15 protein-coding genes are annotated in these 16,007 nt (G+C 43.4%); 9 read left to right on the plus strand and 6 right to left on the minus strand.

Annotated features, from left to right (window positions below; translation table 11 throughout):
• The first annotated feature begins 262 nt into the window (after positions 1-262).
• Positions 263-844 carry a pyridoxamine 5'-phosphate oxidase family protein gene (locus CRENPOLYSF2_RS10935; protein ID WP_087143983.1) on the plus strand — a complete coding sequence of 194 codons (582 nt, stop codon included), beginning with the start codon at positions 263-265 and terminating at the stop codon, positions 842-844.
• A gap of 111 nt (positions 845-955) precedes the next feature.
• Here the strand turns inward: CRENPOLYSF2_RS10935 and lolD are convergent, their stop codons facing one another.
• The 3 genes from lolD to fur are packed head-to-tail and all read right to left on the minus strand — an operon-like array spanning position 956 to position 3,317.
• Entirely contained in the window at positions 956-1,636 is a 681-nt protein-coding gene (gene lolD / locus CRENPOLYSF2_RS10940; RefSeq protein WP_087143984.1) for a lipoprotein-releasing ABC transporter ATP-binding protein LolD, read from the minus strand.
• Positions 1,629-2,876: a lipoprotein-releasing ABC transporter permease subunit gene (locus CRENPOLYSF2_RS10945; RefSeq protein ID WP_087143985.1), complete on the minus strand. Its 1,248-nt coding sequence runs from the start codon at positions 2,874-2,876 to the stop codon at positions 1,629-1,631. Before CRENPOLYSF2_RS10945 ends, lolD begins: the two co-directional genes overlap by 8 nt.
• A gap of 24 nt (positions 2,877-2,900) precedes the next feature.
• Positions 2,901-3,317, minus strand: a complete 417-nt coding sequence (fur, locus tag CRENPOLYSF2_RS10950) for a ferric iron uptake transcriptional regulator (protein WP_087143986.1) — start codon at positions 3,315-3,317, stop codon at positions 2,901-2,903.
• A 303-nt stretch (positions 3,318-3,620) separates the two neighbouring features.
• On the opposite strand from fur, the gene CRENPOLYSF2_RS10955 reads away from it, so the two are divergent.
• Together CRENPOLYSF2_RS10955 and CRENPOLYSF2_RS10960 are read left to right on the plus strand one after the other, a co-directional pair.
• Positions 3,621-4,127, plus strand: a complete 507-nt coding sequence (locus CRENPOLYSF2_RS10955) for an outer membrane protein assembly factor BamE (protein ID WP_087143987.1) — start codon at positions 3,621-3,623, stop codon at positions 4,125-4,127.
• A 279-nt stretch (positions 4,128-4,406) separates the two neighbouring features.
• Entirely contained in the window at positions 4,407-6,560 is a 2,154-nt protein-coding gene (locus CRENPOLYSF2_RS10960) for a zeta toxin family protein (RefSeq protein WP_087143988.1), read from the plus strand.
• Between the two features lie 32 nt (positions 6,561-6,592).
• Here CRENPOLYSF2_RS10960 and CRENPOLYSF2_RS18845 read toward each other — a convergent pair whose 3' ends face one another.
• Both CRENPOLYSF2_RS18845 and CRENPOLYSF2_RS10970 read right to left on the minus strand, forming a co-directional pair.
• Positions 6,593-7,216, minus strand: coding sequence for a hypothetical protein (locus CRENPOLYSF2_RS18845; RefSeq protein WP_176371105.1), 624 nt, complete (start codon positions 7,214-7,216; stop codon positions 6,593-6,595).
• A gap of 320 nt (positions 7,217-7,536) precedes the next feature.
• Entirely contained in the window at positions 7,537-8,529 is a 993-nt protein-coding gene (locus tag CRENPOLYSF2_RS10970) for a hydrolase (protein WP_087143989.1), read from the minus strand.
• 309 nt (positions 8,530-8,838) lie between these two features.
• Here CRENPOLYSF2_RS10970 and CRENPOLYSF2_RS10975 point away from each other — a divergent pair, with 309 nt between their 5' ends.
• The 4 genes from CRENPOLYSF2_RS10975 to CRENPOLYSF2_RS10990 all read left to right on the plus strand — a co-directional run bounded on the left by CRENPOLYSF2_RS10975 (position 8,839) and on the right by CRENPOLYSF2_RS10990 (position 13,887).
• Positions 8,839-10,599, plus strand: coding sequence for a cytochrome c oxidase subunit II (locus tag CRENPOLYSF2_RS10975; RefSeq protein WP_087143990.1), 1,761 nt, complete (start codon positions 8,839-8,841; stop codon positions 10,597-10,599).
• A gap of 47 nt (positions 10,600-10,646) precedes the next feature.
• Positions 10,647-12,329, plus strand: coding sequence for a cytochrome c oxidase subunit I (gene ctaD / locus CRENPOLYSF2_RS10980; RefSeq protein WP_087143991.1), 1,683 nt, complete (start codon positions 10,647-10,649; stop codon positions 12,327-12,329).
• Positions 12,330-12,418: 89 nt separating this feature from the next.
• The gene (locus CRENPOLYSF2_RS10985) at positions 12,419-12,982 is read left to right on the plus strand and encodes a cytochrome c oxidase assembly protein (protein WP_087143992.1); all 564 of its coding nucleotides are present in this window, start codon (positions 12,419-12,421) and stop codon (positions 12,980-12,982) included.
• An 8-nt stretch (positions 12,983-12,990) separates the two neighbouring features.
• Entirely contained in the window at positions 12,991-13,887 is an 897-nt protein-coding gene (locus CRENPOLYSF2_RS10990) for a cytochrome c oxidase subunit 3 (protein WP_087143993.1), read from the plus strand.
• Between the two features lie 247 nt (positions 13,888-14,134).
• Here CRENPOLYSF2_RS10990 and CRENPOLYSF2_RS10995 read toward each other — a convergent pair whose 3' ends face one another.
• On the minus strand, positions 14,135-14,386 hold the full coding sequence (locus CRENPOLYSF2_RS10995) for a DUF2909 family protein (protein ID WP_087143994.1): 252 nt from the start codon (positions 14,384-14,386) through the stop codon (positions 14,135-14,137).
• 150 nt (positions 14,387-14,536) lie between these two features.
• Between CRENPOLYSF2_RS10995 and CRENPOLYSF2_RS11005 the strand changes: the two genes are divergently transcribed.
• Both CRENPOLYSF2_RS11005 and CRENPOLYSF2_RS11010 read left to right on the plus strand, forming a co-directional pair.
• Positions 14,537-15,244, plus strand: coding sequence for an SURF1 family protein (locus CRENPOLYSF2_RS11005; protein WP_336469728.1), 708 nt, complete (start codon positions 14,537-14,539; stop codon positions 15,242-15,244).
• Positions 15,244-16,005, plus strand: a complete 762-nt coding sequence (locus CRENPOLYSF2_RS11010) for a hypothetical protein (RefSeq protein WP_087143996.1) — start codon at positions 15,244-15,246, stop codon at positions 16,003-16,005. Before CRENPOLYSF2_RS11005 ends, CRENPOLYSF2_RS11010 begins: the two co-directional genes overlap by 1 nt.
• Positions 16,006-16,007: the final 2 nt, after the last annotated feature.

The following is a 16,007-nucleotide window of genomic DNA, read 5'->3' on the forward strand; positions in this document are numbered from 1 at the left end:
GATTTTTCCAAAAGTATGATGTAAAAATAGTCTTCAATTAATGCAGCACTGGTGTACTTATTTGCTAAAAATAACAACTTTAATTAGGACAATTTTAATAAAAACGGTTCGAGGTAAGTATCGAACCATAAATCACAAAACCGTCGACAAATACAATGAGAACAGATATTGTTAGCTTTAAAAGCTTAGTGGAAAACGCACAGAAATATAGGAGATTGAGCATATTTTTGTCTTTTTGAATATTTTATAGGGGCATAAAAACATGAGCGATATATACCACAATGGCCATCGACAATTACAAGATCAATTCGACTCACGCAAATTAGCAGATCGCCTTGATCAAATTATTGTGCATGACGAAATAACTCAGACAGAGCGCGAGTTTATAACATCGCGTGATATGTTTTTTATCAGTACAGTAGATGATCAAGGCAGACCAACCGTATCTTACAAAGGCGGTGATAGCGGATTTATACGGGTTATTGATAGCAAAACTATCGCTTTTCCAGATTACGATGGCAATGGTATGTTTTTAACCGCCGGTAATATTGCTAAAAATCATGAAGTCGGTTTATTGTTTATGGATTTTGAAAATCCACAGCGGCTACGATTACATGGCACAGCGAGTGTGGTTATTGATGATCCGCTACTCAGCGAATATGCGGAGGCACGTTATATTATTCGTGTGAGCGTACGAAATTTATTCATCAATTGCCCAAGATACATACACCGCTATAAAAAAATTGAGCAATCCGAGTATCTACCTAAGCACGGCTGCGTAAGCCCTGTACCGGAATGGAAAAAACTGGATATTGTGCAGGATGTGTTGCCAAAAAACGTTTAATTATTGCATTTTAAATTAGGCAAATAGCACGATGTTACGCAAAGATTAGACCTGTCAGAGCTTAAAAAAGACAGGTCTGCATTCAAATTACTGTACACGGTACGCTAGTTTTCAACTAACAATAACCCCATCTTCCATACGCAATACCGTGCCTATTTTTTCTGCCAGGGCGTAATCGTGTGTTACTACCAAAAAACTGACGTTCAGCTCCTGATTTAACTCTAACATCAACTGATACACCTGTTCGGCAGTTTTACTGTCTAAATTACCAGTAGGTTCATCGGCTAACACGCATTTAGGTTTGTTAATTAACGCTCTGGCGACAGCAGCGCGTTGGCGCTCCCCACCGGACAATTCGCCTGGCTTGTGTTCAATACGATGGCCTAAACCAACCCGTTTTAATAATTCAACCGCCCGATCTTTAGCTTCTTGTATCGACAAATTAGCAATCAACAACGGCATGGCAACATTTTCTAGCACGGTAAATTCGGCCAGCAAATGGTGCGACTGATAAATAAAACCCAACGAACGGTTGCGTAACTTAGCCAATTTGCTGGCATTCACCATGTTAATGTTAACGCCATCCAGTATCACCTCTCCACTACTGGGCTTTTCTAAACCACCGAGTAAATGCAATAAGGTGCTTTTGCCAGAACCGGATGCCCCCATAATTGCCACCCGCTCACCCACGCTAATGGTTAAATTCACGCCTCTCAGTACAGAAACATCCAAGCCCCCTTGGTCGTAACGCATGGTGAGTTGTTTGCATTGCAAAATACTGGGCTTATTCATAACGCAGTACCTCAGCAGGGTTGATTTTTGCCGCTTGCCAAGCAGGGTAAATAGTCGCTATCAGTGACAATAAAAATGCCATCCCCGCAATAACATACACATCGGTCCAAATCAATTGTGAAGGCAATTCGCTAATGGTATAGATTTGTGCGTTCAAAAATTTTATGTGGAAGGTTTCTTCAATGTTGTGAACAATCGCGGGTACATTCAGCGCCAGCACTACGCCACCAATAGTGCCTAAAACCGTACCGATAACGCCGATAATAGTACCTAACACCATAAAAATTCCCATTACCGATGCCGAAGTGAGGCCTTGGGTTTTTAAAATAGCGATATCTGCGCGTTTGTCGGTGACCACCATAATTAACGTGGAAACAATATTAAAAGCCGCGACCGCCACCATCAACAACAAGATGATTGACATCACGCGTTTTTCCATTTTAATGGCTAAAAAGAAATTAGCGTTGGCTTTCGTCCAATCACCCACTTGATAGTTATCTTGTAGGGCATTGGCTAAGGCTACGGTAATTTGTGGTGCGTTTAATAAATTATCAAATTTAATGCGTAAGCCAGACACCGCATTTTCCAATCGGAATAATTTAGCCGCATCATCCATGTGGATCATCGCCATATTACGGTCGTATTCGTACACGCCAACTTTAAACACACCAACCACGGTAAAGCGACGCATGCGTGGCACAACACCTGCGGGCGTGGAATTAACCTGCGGACTGATGACCGTGAGCTTATCGCCAGTCGCTACGCCCAAATAAGTAGCAAGCTCTTCGCCCAGTACAATACCGTATTGGCCTGCGACTAAATCGGCTAATTTGCCTTGTTTCATATTGGCAGCCACTTCGGAGACTTTGCTTTCATTGTCCGGCAAAATACCACTGATGACTGTGCCGCTAACGCGTCGGTCGGCATTAATCATCACCTGCCCGTTCACGAAAGGCGCAGTACCTTCAAGGTGTGGAAACCCAACCAGTTTTTCATCTAATGCGTGCCAGTCATCCAATTGGCCATAATTGCCGGTAATGGTGGCGTGTGCGGTCATTTTTAACATGCTTTTACTGATTTCATCAACAAAGCCATTCATAACCGACAATACAGTAATCAAGGCGGTGACACTCAATGCAATACCCATAACAGAGGCCAAAGTCACAAACGAAATAAACTGTGTGCGGCGTTTGGCGCGGGTATAACGCAAGCCAATATAAAAAATAAGGGGTTTAAACATGAGATTTACGCCAGTGAGGAAGAATCAGTTTTTGTGACACTGCGGGCAAAAACCATACAAATACAAGCTGTGATCAGTGAGTTGGTAGTTTAATTTTTCAGCAATTTCTTTTTGACGATTTTCAATAATTTCATCGGTAAATTCGTCGACTTTGCCACATTTTATGCAGACGATATGGTCATGATGATGACCTTTTGCCAATTCGAAGATTGAATTACCGCCCTCAAAATGATGGCGTGTTACCAGCCCTGCCGCTTCAAATTGCGTTAACACACGGTACACGGTGGCAAGACCTATATCGCCGTCTTCTGCCAACAGGATTTTATAGATATTTTCAGCGGTTAAATGGCGGTCGGTATTGTCGTTTTCCAGAATCTGTAGAATCTTGACGCGCGGCAGCGTGACTTTTAAGCCTGCATTTTTTAAATCATGCGTTTCCAAAATCGTCTCCTGTTATAAAATGGCACTCCCCACTAAAGCGGGACAGTTTTAGGCTAAGCCGTTCGTGGTGATGTTGAGCCGTTATTGCTTAACCACCCAGCCTTCGGCAGGCTCAGGGCAAACGGTTAAGCTTTGTATCGTGTTCGGTTTTAAGCGAGTAGCCTAAAATAGCTAACGGGGCTGTTAGGGTTGTAGCATGGCTACATTGTAGCCTTTTTTGAACACTAAGGTCGTGACAGTTTTATAGGATTATCGATTAACATCCTGTATGATTTTAGTTTTTAAAATTATGCCTCGCTCCAGATGAGAAAATCGCTGTGTTTTTTAAGTGTGTCCGCCAGCTTGACGCTGACCGCGTGTTCAACGGTCTTAAGTTATCTGCCGGTCTACACTATTGATATTCAACAAGGTAATATTATCGACCAAGCTATGGTTGATCAATTACAGCCTAGAATGACTAAACGGCAAGTGCTGTATATTTTAGGATCGCCTATGTTAATAGATACTTTCCATCAAAATCGCTGGGATTATGTGTATTCAGAGCAGCGTAACGGCGAAGATCGTCAACAAAAAAAAATCACTTTACTGTTTGATGATGAAGAAAAAATAACCAGCATCCAAGGTGATTTTAAACCCGGCAAAGCACCGGCCTTTAAAACCACGGTAGAAACCACAGTGGATGTGCCTAGGCGTGATATTGAAAAAACCGTGTGGGAAAAAATCATCGGGGTGTTTGGTTTTGATGGCAATGATGACGCGCCTAAAGCCGCTAAGCAAGACAAAACCACAGAAAACAATTTGCCGCTTTAAGCGCTTATCACCCTTCAATACAACACGGATGACACGCAGTAGATGGATTTGATAACTGCATTAATAAACCTACCAAAAGCATTGTCCACAAAAGACACAGAGGATACAAAATATAAAACTCTTTTTCGTGTTTTTTGTGGCCGCACAGGTTTTATGCGGGATATTTTTTCGTGAAAATCGCCTAATCAGTATCTACGTGCCACCGGCGTTGTATTTTTTCAGTATCGAACGAAAATCATCCGCCTATCCCCAATAACACACTGTAATACCCGCCAGGTTATGAACAAAACGAGTCATCTTATTCAAGGTTACACGCAATTAAAAAAATTGCGTATCGCATTAGCGATAGCACAAGCGACACGTTTGTCGTCTACGCTTAAGCAAGAAATTGAAGACACGGTGACGCAAGACCAAGCCAAGCGTGTCACCTATTTAACGGGGCTATTCTCTAGAATTCACCGCGATTTATTTTACGACTGGAAAGAACAAGCCACGGTAACGCACCGACCTGGCACAATGCCTAACCCTAGCAAACGCCAGCAATTTCGTGAAGCCATAGAGTGTCTGGTGTTAGACGGTGCCGCCAACGGCGATACTGCTATTTTCGATAATAACGGTTTTGCTATCTGGACGGAAAATATTGCCGAACGCCTGGCGGTGTTCTACCAAAAAATGCGTTTAGTCAGACCGTTTAATTACGGTAATCGCATCACGCTGGATTTTTTTATGACGGCGCTCGGCAGCTTGCCCGCGTTTAAAAGTGTCTACGAACAAGGCATTGACTTTAGAAGGCTCGACGCTGACGATCCGACGGTTTTGCATCATGTCAGCAGCAGCGCAGCAGCGGTTGCGCTGGCCTTTAGACATGCGCTTGATCCAACCCGCAGCAAAAGCTTGCATAACAAAGCCAATGGTTACGGGCGGTGGCCAGAAAACAAAAAATTTGTGGTGGGCATTCCATTTTTATCGCATAAAACAACCGCTGGGATAGATTGCCTGGTGTCAGTGACCGGCGGCTTGATTCCCATAAACAGTATTCAAACAGAGCTGCTTATTTTAGGCCGACATGTCGCAGACTACCCGCTCAGTGCAGTAACCCATGTGATTGGTTATTTGCCTGGCACAGAGGCATTGCGTCAAGCTGGCAAGCAAAATATTGATGGCATTAGCATTGCCCAAAATGGCGCTGCACCGCTGTTTTGTCTGGATATGAATATGTTAACGGGGCTACGAACCCCAGGCCATGCAGAATTAATTGATTTGCTCAAACAATGTGAAGGCGATGATGCACTGATTTTTGAACTGGCCAATAACGAAACGCTGAAACAAAAAATGTTGCTGGCCGCACACGATGAGCGCTTAGAACGCGCGGTTGAAATTGCCTACGAACGTCTGGGTAAGATCACCCAAAAACTGCTCGCCTCTAAACACGCTATTTTTGAAGGCAAAAGCGCCGATGCAAAGCCTAAATTATTTATGTCGATGGGCGGCGCGGGATCGGGGAAAACAGCAGTTGAAGAAATTGCCGTGGCGCAATGTAGCGATAATTTTGTCATTGCCTCTCTGGATGAATTTCGTAAAATCAGTGATTTCTATCAAATATTAACGGCGGCCAATCATCACAGTGATGATTATATGTACGTAGAACCGTTTGCCACACGTTTACGCAGTGTGGTCGCCGATTATGCCAGGGAAAAGCGTATTAATATTTTGTATGATGGTACAGGCATCCCTTACAAACCACGTTATGCCCATATTGTTGAGCAATTTAAAGCGGCGGGCTTTCATACCCAAGTAACAGCAGTCGATGCGTTTTTAGTTAAGCCGGAAGGCCGTGAAGATGAATTACCACGCTCGGCGGTGATCAGCAGTGTTAAAAAGCGTTTTAAAGAAACGGGTCGGGCATTACCGTGGGTAGTGACGGTAGATAAACATTTGCGTGCGCCCACTACTTTTTTAAGTGCATTGCAGCATCGCGCGTTAGATAAAATCTCACTGTTTGCTAATGACAGCCATAAAAATTGGCATTATCTGGTGGCCGAAAGTTTTATTTTTTCAAATGAAGAAATTCGTGTTTTGCAAGCGCATCAATTAGCCGGTTCGCTGGCGGCTTATATGAAATTTTTTATAGAATACCGCGATGATTCGATATTTAAAATGATGGCCAAAGGTAATCTGGATCTGTTAGTGACGCTACGGGAGAGAAATCCAGCCTTCAATGAAGCTAATGTGGCCTATCAGGTATACAGCAGTAATTACGGTAATCGGGTGTTGCTGATTTATAACACCCGCCGGTTAGTAGATTTTGTAGAAAAGCGCCAGTTAAATCCAAATGCTTCCGGTGAAGAAAGTTTATTGCATAAGCCGGAAGCGCTGGCATTTTATATTGATCCGGTATGTAAAGAGCCTTGGATGACGCGCTTGCAGGATTAGTGCCTCGCGCGTAAGCATGACAATACTTTGATCTATTTCTTTTTAGCTGTTGGGCACGGTGCAAATTTGCACGACGGCCCTGTTCTACCAACAACTGAACCATCTGGGCATAATTGAGCTTCTTTAGTGCATGCTGTAGGGATTACCTGGCTGGGCTTTATTTCTGGACAGGGTGCAAACTGACAGGATGCGCCAGTTCTGCCAACAGATGAACCATCTGGACATAGCTTAACTTCCATAGTACACATAATGGGATCAACGACGACAGGCTCGTTTACCGAGCATCTGACAACGGGCGCAACCGTATAAACCGTACCTACTTTGGGCTTAATGGTGCGTAAATCTTGAATAAACGCGTTAAATTTTGAACTATTCGCATTAAAACCGGCTTCTGCACAGGCGATAACCCCACCCTCTTTTGGCACAGAGCCAGGCTTCGGGCTGGTTATTGTAAAAGTATCCACCGCGCCACTGGCAATACCGTAGCCTACAATCTGACGAACGGCACGCAACGCAGCGGCATCCAATTTACCACCAATACTGGCAACACTGATATTAACAGCCCGATTTTCTGGCGTTGTTGATACCGCCAACACCGGCAAGGCTAAAGATAACAAGCCTCCTATGAAAAGACCACGTAATATATTCTTCTTCATTATCGTCTCCTTAAAATAAACAAAAATTAAATTCGCGTGTAGAATTCATCTTGAAGTATAGATAATTAAAGCAATTTAACCAGTAATTGATAAATAAACTGTGCCTGTCAAGATGCTGATATAAAACAAAAAACTCAGCTAAGCCAATTTGTAGGCCGGATAAACAACGCCTACCCAAACAACCTACTTAAACAATAAAATACTCAAGCAAGGTAAATATTCAGCCCCCCAAAAAAATATTCATAATGCGAGAGAAACCAAAAACTTTCTCACGCTAAAAAATCACAGACTATCAATCATAACGGATTTAAACATGTCATTCACACCTTGAGTGCCAGTAAAAATTCCGGAATGCGCTGATCCAACCAATAAATCGGCTTAAAAGGATTATTACCGCTGATAAAACCTACATGACCACCCGCATCAGTCACCTCTAAATGTACACTGGCGGATAACTCGTCTACATCGGGTATAACCTCTGAAGTCATAAAGGGATCATCTACTGCGTGAATAACCAACGTAGGTATACGGATAGATTTAAGAAACTGCCTGGCACTGGAACGTTGGTAATAATCGTTTACATCTTTAAAGCCGTGTAACGGTGCAACCACACAGTCATCATACTGCCAGAATGACTGTATTTTTGATAAATCACCGAGTTGTTTAATTTTATGAGCTTCGGCCATTTGGCCAATGCGCTCTAAATGCTGCTGTTTATTACGGACATAGTGTTTTAATTCATCCAATAGTTTAAAACAGTACACTTTAGAAAAACCGTTATCAAGTTTGCTGGCACATACATTTAATAATAGCGGTACAGATACCGCCACAGCAGCAAATAAATTCAACTTATCACCTTGTTCGCCCAGCCATTTTAATAATACATTACCTCCTAAAGAAAAACCAACCGCACCAATGACTGTATCAGGTTCGCGTGTACGCAAGGTTTGATAGAGAAAATGAATGTCCTCAGTTTCACCGGAATGGTAGCAACGTGCTGTATTATTGGCTACGCCACTGCAACCGCGAAAATTTATCGCAACAGTACGGAAACCTTGCAGTGACAACACATGCTGCAAACCCATAATATAAGTTGATTGTGCGCTGCCAGCCAAACCGTGTATTAAAATGATTAGCGGCTGGTGATTTTCGCCATACCAGTCGATGTCGATAAAATCATTATCCACTGTCATGAGACGCTCTCTTCTGAGAGGAGAAAGTTTGGGTGTTTTTCGCAATAGCCCAGCATAAAGGGTTTGTAAGTGCGCGTTGCGGCACCACCAGGCAGGCTTGAAAGCGGATTGATATAACATGATGTTGATTTTATTGAAATAGACGATACACAGTAATTATTATAGCCAGCATATAATGCTTTTACTTACAACTTTAGATTATTGTTACTATTATTTCCGTAGCTATTTATCAGATTTAGCCGCTTTTCATTAATTTTGGTATGGGCTTCGACTGGTATAGATTGCTGTAATGAGTTAAAATATAAAGTTTAATTTACGATATTTGTTGAGAGACTTGCCTTCCTTCCCGTGTTCTGCTGTGCGTTTTACAGCCCAACAACAATAGCATCGTCATCAAAAGTTTCTAACTACTAACGAGGGGTTTGCTCCGTGAACAAAACAAAGCAACTGTTTGCAAGTCTGGTCTTGACGTTTTTAAGTCTTGGCACAGCGCAAGCATCTGATTACGCGCTCAATATGATGAAAGGCACGACATGGCTTAGTCGCGCTGTATACGATTTGCACATGCAGATTTTATGGATTTGTGTCGTCATAGGCATAGCCGTATTTGGTGTTATGTTTTATTCGATTTTTCATCACCGTAAATCGAAAGGCCATAAAGCCGCACAGTTTTACCATAACACGATGGTTGAAGTCATTTGGATCAGCATACCAACGATTATTATTGTGGTGATGGGGTGGCTTGCAACCAGTCTTATGCGTGAGATGTATAACGCAGATAAAGAGGGCAATGACCGTAATGACTATGACATGACTGTGCTAGTTACGGGCTACCAGTTTTATTGGGAATATAAGATTCTTGGTAAAGACGGTGCTGACGATATCAAGATTGTCAGTAAGTTAGATAAAAAGAGTGACGATGCCAGTAGAGATGAGGACATTGAACCATTGAATGTACCCAATTACATGCTCAATGTCACTGAGCCGTTAGTCATTCCCATTAAGAAAAAAATCCGTTATGTCTTAACCTCAGCAGACGTTATACACAGCTGGTGGGTGCCGGATTTTGGTTGGAAAAAAGATGCTAATCCAGGCTATACCAACGAAGCTTGGGCTAGGGTTGAAGATGCGCCCTGGATGAACACTGATGATTCAGATATTGAAAAATGTACTACTGCCCCTAAAGAGCAATGGACTGAGGCTGATAAGCAAATTTGTTCGTCGGTAAAATCATGGGCTGATATTGATAAAAGCGCTTGGGTAAACAGTAAAAACCCAGTTGGTGAAGGTTTCTGGAAATCCGTTAAAGTGGCCGGTGTTTACCGTGGCCAATGTACTGAGCTGTGTGGTGTGGGTCATGGCTATATGCCGGTTGTAGTCGTCGCTTTAAAGCAGGCTGATTATGACAAATGGGTGCAGATCAAACAAAATGGCTCGGCCGTTCCTCCAAAACCGCCTTGTGATGCTGGCGTGAATTCTTGTGATGATCGTGAAGCATTGTTGCTGAAAGGTAATCAGGTTTACGTGGAAGAATGTTCAGCCTGTCATGGCCGTAATGGTGAAGGTGGCGGCGCTCCGGCTTTAAACGGTAGCAGTAAAGTGGCTGGCGATACGAGCGCATTGGCACAGTTTATTTTAAATAAAGTCCCCATGGCCAATATTGCTAAAAATTTGGATGATCCTGAACTGGCTGGCGTAGTGACTTACATCGCTGATCGTTTCGGCAATCAGAAACAAGCCCTTGTTTTACCCAGTGCTATCCAAGAAATACGCGCAGGTGGTGGCAGTGCGGCATCAACTTCCACTGATAAAAGCACCGATGAAAAAACTGAAATAGCAGCGGACGCAGATGTCAGTGCCACATTAACGCTGGAAGAACTGGTGTCTAAAGGTGAGGTGATTTATGGCAAAGAGTGTGCCGGCTGTCATCAAGCAACGGGTGAAGGTATGCCACCCATGTTCCCGGCTTTAACCAGCAGTGCCGTGGCAACCGGTAAAATTGATGCGCAAGTCAATTTAATGTTGAATGGCAAGAACGCTATGCCTGCGTTTGGCAAAAGCTTAAATGCGGTTGATTTTGCAGCGGTATTGGCTTACACGCGTAATAAATTAGGTAATTCAGCAGGTGATTTTAAACAGCCCGCAGACATTCAGGCGCTGATCGCCGCGCTGCCAGCTGACGCAGAGTGATAACGCGCTTGCTTATTTATCAATTAAACATTTTAAAGGTATAAACTATGTCCGCTTTTTCAGCTAAAGGTTATGAGGTTAAAGATCATAACACCCCGCAACACCACCACGATGATCATCATGACGATCATCACGGTGATGACCATCATGGCCCTGCCAAAGGCTGGCTGAGATGGGTTGTTACCACTAACCATAAAGATATTGGTACCTTGTATTTATTGTTTTCGCTGGTGATGTTTTTTGTCGGCGGTGCGATGGCGATGATTATTCGTGCCGAATTGTTTCAACCGGGCTTGCAGTTAGTGCAACCGGCGTTTTTTAATAATATGACCACCATGCACGCCTTGGTAATGATCTTCGGTGCGGTAATGCCAGCGTTTGTAGGTCTTGCTAACTGGCTGATTCCCATGATGATTGGTGCGCCCGACATGGCGTTACCCCGCATGAACAACATGAGTTTTTGGATGTTGGTTGCCGGCATTACCTTGTTGTTCAGCACCTTGTTTATGGGTGATGGCTTAGGTGCGGGTTGGACAATGTACCCACCACTGGTATTGCAAACCAAAGAAGCCCTGCCATTCGGTATCTTTTCGGTGCATTTGCTGGGTATTTCGTCAATTATGGGTGCCATTAATATTATTGCTACCATTACTAATTTACGTGCGCCTGGCATGTCTTTGTGGCAAATGCCTATTTTTGTGTGGACGTGGTTAATTACTGCCTTCTTACTGATTGCTGTTATGCCGGTATTTGCGGGTGCGGTGACCATGTTGTTAACCGACAAATTTTTTGGTACCAGCTTTTTCAGTGCCGCAGGCGGCGGTGATCCTGTTTTGTATCAACATATTTTCTGGTTCTTTGGTCATCCAGAAGTGTATATCTTGATTTTGCCTACCTTTGGTATTGCCTCTACTATTATTCCGGTATTTTCACGTAAACCGTTGTTTGGCTATTTATCAATGGTTGGTGCAACGATAATGATTGCCCTTTTATCGTTTGTCGTATGGGCGCATCACATGTTTTCGGTGGGTATGCCGATCAGTGGTGAGCTATTCTTCATGTGGGCAACGATTGCGATTGCTATTCCAACCGCTGTAAAAGTATTTAACTGGATTGCCACTATGTGGGAGGGTGCGATGACCTTCGAAACCCCGATGCTATTTTCGGTGGGGTTTGTGGTGTTGTTCACCATCGGTGGTTTTACCGGCATGATGATGGCGTTAGCGCCGCTGGATTTCCAATATCACGATACCTATTTTATCGTAGCGCATTTCCATTACGTATTAGTGCCAGGCTCTATCTTTATGATTATTGCCGCTACGTACTTTTGGCTACCTAAATGGACTGGCTTTATGTACAACGAACGTATTGGCAAGCTGCATTTTTGGTTATCGGCGATTTCCGTTAACGTCCTGTTTTTCCCCCAACACTTTTTGGGATTAGCCGGTATGCCGCGCCGTATCCCTGATTACGCCATCCAGTTCTCTGACTGGAATATGATTTCCAGTATTGGGGCATTTGTTTTTGGTGTTAGCCAATTACTGTTTTTGTATGTTGTTATCGATTGCATACGTGGTGGTACGGGTATAAAAGCCACTAACGAAGTCTGGGATGGTGCGCGTCAATACGGTGGTGGTATCGTGGAAGGCTTGGAATGGACATTGCCATCGCCACCGCCTTACCATACCTTTACCGAAGCACCTGAAATCAAATCAACCATACCGCGTTGATAGTTGTAGATGGGGTGTGTTGTTAACACGCCCTATCTACCGATTTAAAACTAACATGGCTGAACCCATCACACTAATTAATACTGAGCATGGCTGAAAATTTGAGTAGCAAAAATACCAAGCTGGCGCGTATGTTAGTGTTGGTGGCGGTTGCCATGTTTGGTTTTGGCTATGCACTAGTGCCGTTGTATAACTGGGTATGCGTGGATTTATTGGGTCTTAAAAACAGCACCGATATTAACACCACCCTTGCTAATAAAGCTGCTTTGGCCAAGGAAACAGTTTACACGGTGGATAAAGATCGACAAGTACTGGTCGAGTTTATTACCGTGTTAAACGATAATATCCCTATGACTTTCCGCGCCCAAACCCCGCAGATGAAAGTGCATCCTGGCGAATACTATACGGTTAATTTTATCGCGCAAAATACCAGTAACAAAACAATTTTGGCACAAGCCAAACCCAGTTTATCGCCTGCGCCGGTCACACCTTTTTTTGAAAAAACCCAGTGTTTTTGTTTTATTGAGCAGACCTTTAAGCCCAAAGAAACTAAAGTCATGCCAATACGCTTTGTAGTTAAACCCGATTTATCGACAGACTATAAAACGATTACGCTGCTCTACACATTTTTTGATATAACCGATAAGAAATAGAGGATTTTATGTCTACACAAGATGCCTATTACGTCCCGCACAAAGCGACTTGGCCCGTGATTGGCACGGCGGGTTTATTTTGCATGCTGGCCGGATTTGCAAATTTTTTAAATGGCTCATCCACGGGCGTGTTTTGGATGTTCACCGGCTTGTTGATTTTTATTATCATGCTGGTGGGTTGGTTTACCTTGCAATCCAGAGAAAGTGAAGCTGGTACGTTCAATGGCCAGGTTGGCACGTCTTATCGCATAGGCATGATGTGGTTCATTTTTTCCGAAATTGCGTTTTTTTGCGTATTTTTCGGGACGTTATGGTACACACGTAATCTGTCTGTACCTTGGCTGGGTACAGGTACAACCAAAGAGTTTTTGCATCCTTTATTCGATGGTACATGGCCAACCAACGGACCAGAAAAATGGGGTCAGTTTGTTGCACCGGATGATCCTACGAAACTAGGCACACATACAGAAGCAGATTTTGAACCAATGGGTGCGTGGGGCTTGCCTTTCATTAACACCTTATTACTGTTGAGCAGTGGTATAACCTGTACTTGGGCGCATCATGCCTTGATTAAACAAAATCGTGAAAAATTAATTCAGTGGCTGATTGCTACCGTTGCATTAGGTTTTATTTTTGTGTTGTGCCAAGCGGTGGAATACCATGAAGCCTATGCAGAAGGCTTAACACTGGGTACGGGTATTTACGGGTCAACGTTTTTTATGTTAACCGGTTTCCACGGTTTTCACGTTTGTGTGGGCGCAATAATTTTATCGGTGGTGTTGTTCCGCAGTTGGAAAGGTCACTTTACGCCAGATAACCATTTCGCGTTTGAAGCAGCGGCCTGGTATTGGCATTTTGTTGACGTGGTGTGGTTGGGGTTATTTATCTTTGTGTATTTAATGTAAAATCCCTACAGCGGTCATTTAAAAAAGCGCTGCCGAAAGACAGCGCTTTTTTTTTGCCTTGTTAATAAATGCGTTACGCCTTCAGGTTATGACAATACTGTACAGTCATACAGCGGATAAATTGTAGAGTGGATTCACCACTAGGTAATCCACCGTAATACGTCTGCTTGATATTGATATTACCCGTTGATTGGCGGTTTGCTGGCGCGAAACCACCCTACGAACTTTTGATTGACGATATAAGCTGTTATTGTTTTGATTGACTCGATGCTGCGTCGGGCTTGTGCATTTGCATACCCAAACCGTGCGGCTGCACTAATCCCGATGCAACCGCGAGAAACAGCAAGACAAATAACAGGATAGAGATGCCTGAGCGCAGGGTTAAAGCCTGCATGATTTTTTCGGAATCAACACTGCTTTTGTGTTTGATCAAATAAAATAAGGCTCTGGCTAGGCTAGCAACAATAACAACAAAGGCAATAATAACGATGATTTTCATGGAATTTTCGAAGTCAGTTTTGAGTAAAATGCGGGATATTCTCGGTGATTTTACCGACTATACCAATAATTTTAAACGGTGTTGTGTGTTGATGTACCGCGTATTAAATAACTGTGCTGATCTTTTTATTAAAAAAACAGGCTGGCCAACGTGCATATACGCTGTAAATTAATACCGACCATCGCCTATCTGTGCGTATTGCCGGTATTGATAGGTTTAGGGATTTGGCAGTTAAATCGCGCGGAGCAGAAGCAGAATTTTTTTAAAATGCAAGCACACCGGTTACAATCACAGATTATTGATTTAACAACCGATAGCCAAGTGGATTTAACGCTTTTAAAATACAGTAAAGTGCGGGTGAGCGGGCATTATGATGGCACACATCAGTTTTTACTGGATAATCAAATCAGCGCCGGTGTGGCTGGCTATTTTGTGTTGACACCGTTTATATTGAACGGCAGCACGCAGGCGGTTTTGGTTAATCGAGGTTGGATAGCGTTAAAAGACCGCAGCCAATTGCCACAAGTTGATGTTGTTGCCACACCGCAAACGCTACTGGGGCGTATTAATAGTTTTCCAGGCGTAGGGATAAAATTGGCAGGGGCAGAAATCCCTGCTAAAAGCTGGCCGTCGGTGGTGGGAGTGCTAGATAGCGCCGTGTTATCGACAACCGTAGGTTATACGATTATGCCTTTTCAAATTGAACTGGCCGATACACAACCACAAGGTTACAAGCGCAAGTGGCAAGAAACCACAGTGATGCGCCCTGAACAACACACGGCTTATGCCGTACAATGGTTTGCTTTGGCGCTAACGCTAACCATTTTATTTATTCGCCACCGTGTTAAACGAGATTAATGACTAAGCAACAGAAAAAAAATCGCCTTTTGATGATTGTTATTTTTGCCATGAGCATTATTCCTTTTGGTGTCGCTTGGCACTTAAGTAAAAATGTGCAATTGCTGCATAACGATCATACCACCAATAAAGGCCAGCTAATTACGCCGCCAGTTACCACCGAACACGCTGATTTACTGGCGCTGGATGCCGACTCAACACAAAAACTGCCCGATTTGGTGGGACGCTGGTTAATTGTCAATGTCATCCCGAAAAATACCTGTGCCGCCATCTGTTTAAAGGCCATATTGGATACACGACAATTACAGTTAATGCTCAATAAAGACATGTTACGTACGCGGCGCATTGTCACCGTGTTTGAGAGTATGACGGCTGCGGCCAGTCAGCAATTATGGCTAAAAGAAGCGCTGATGTGGCGTTTGCTGGATAAGGGCGCTAAAACTGAGATCGAGCAGAACGCTGATGCCGCGCAATATAATAGCTTACTGAATCCAGTCAACAGCTTGGATGAGGCCTCGATAGCTAACATTATTGGCCAAGACGCTAAAGATGCGGCTTTGCAATCGGATTTAGTAAAAATAACACCCAGTGCTAGTCTGCGCCAAAAAATGATCGATATTAAAAAAGGTGTGATACCAGAAGGCATGCTGTTGCTAATAGATCCGTTGGGCAACATTATGATGCAATACGAACCGGGGTTTGACCCTTATAAAGTAAAAAGTGATCTCATGCACTTGCTGCGAATTTCACAAATAGGTTAGTG

Origin of the sequence: Crenothrix polyspora, assembly GCF_900163755.1 — a bacterium.
Classification (GTDB): domain Bacteria; phylum Pseudomonadota; class Gammaproteobacteria; order Methylococcales; family Methylomonadaceae; genus Crenothrix; species Crenothrix polyspora.

Excerpts from the sequence above, each read along its gene's own strand:
- CRENPOLYSF2_RS10935 (WP_087143983.1), top strand. The coding sequence starts at position 263 with ATGAGCGATATATACCACAATGGCCATCGACAATTACAAGATCAATTC.
- lolD (WP_087143984.1), bottom strand. The coding sequence starts at position 1,636 with ATGAATAAGCCCAGTATTTTGCAATGCAAACAACTCACCATGCGTTAC.
- CRENPOLYSF2_RS10945 (WP_087143985.1), bottom strand. The coding sequence starts at position 2,876 with ATGTTTAAACCCCTTATTTTTTATATTGGCTTGCGTTATACCCGCGCC.
- CRENPOLYSF2_RS10955 (WP_087143987.1), top strand. The coding sequence starts at position 3,621 with ATGAGAAAATCGCTGTGTTTTTTAAGTGTGTCCGCCAGCTTGACGCTG.
- CRENPOLYSF2_RS10960 (WP_087143988.1), top strand. The coding sequence starts at position 4,407 with ATGAACAAAACGAGTCATCTTATTCAAGGTTACACGCAATTAAAAAAA.
- CRENPOLYSF2_RS18845 (WP_176371105.1), bottom strand. The coding sequence starts at position 7,216 with ATGAAGAAGAATATATTACGTGGTCTTTTCATAGGAGGCTTGTTATCT.
- CRENPOLYSF2_RS10970 (WP_087143989.1), bottom strand. The coding sequence starts at position 8,529 with ATGTTATATCAATCCGCTTTCAAGCCTGCCTGGTGGTGCCGCAACGCG.
- ctaD (WP_087143991.1), top strand. The coding sequence starts at position 10,647 with ATGTCCGCTTTTTCAGCTAAAGGTTATGAGGTTAAAGATCATAACACC.
- CRENPOLYSF2_RS10985 (WP_087143992.1), top strand. The coding sequence starts at position 12,419 with ATGGCTGAAAATTTGAGTAGCAAAAATACCAAGCTGGCGCGTATGTTA.
- CRENPOLYSF2_RS10990 (WP_087143993.1), top strand. The coding sequence starts at position 12,991 with ATGTCTACACAAGATGCCTATTACGTCCCGCACAAAGCGACTTGGCCC.
- CRENPOLYSF2_RS10995 (WP_087143994.1), bottom strand. The coding sequence starts at position 14,386 with ATGAAAATCATCGTTATTATTGCCTTTGTTGTTATTGTTGCTAGCCTA.
- CRENPOLYSF2_RS11010 (WP_087143996.1), top strand. The coding sequence starts at position 15,244 with ATGACTAAGCAACAGAAAAAAAATCGCCTTTTGATGATTGTTATTTTT.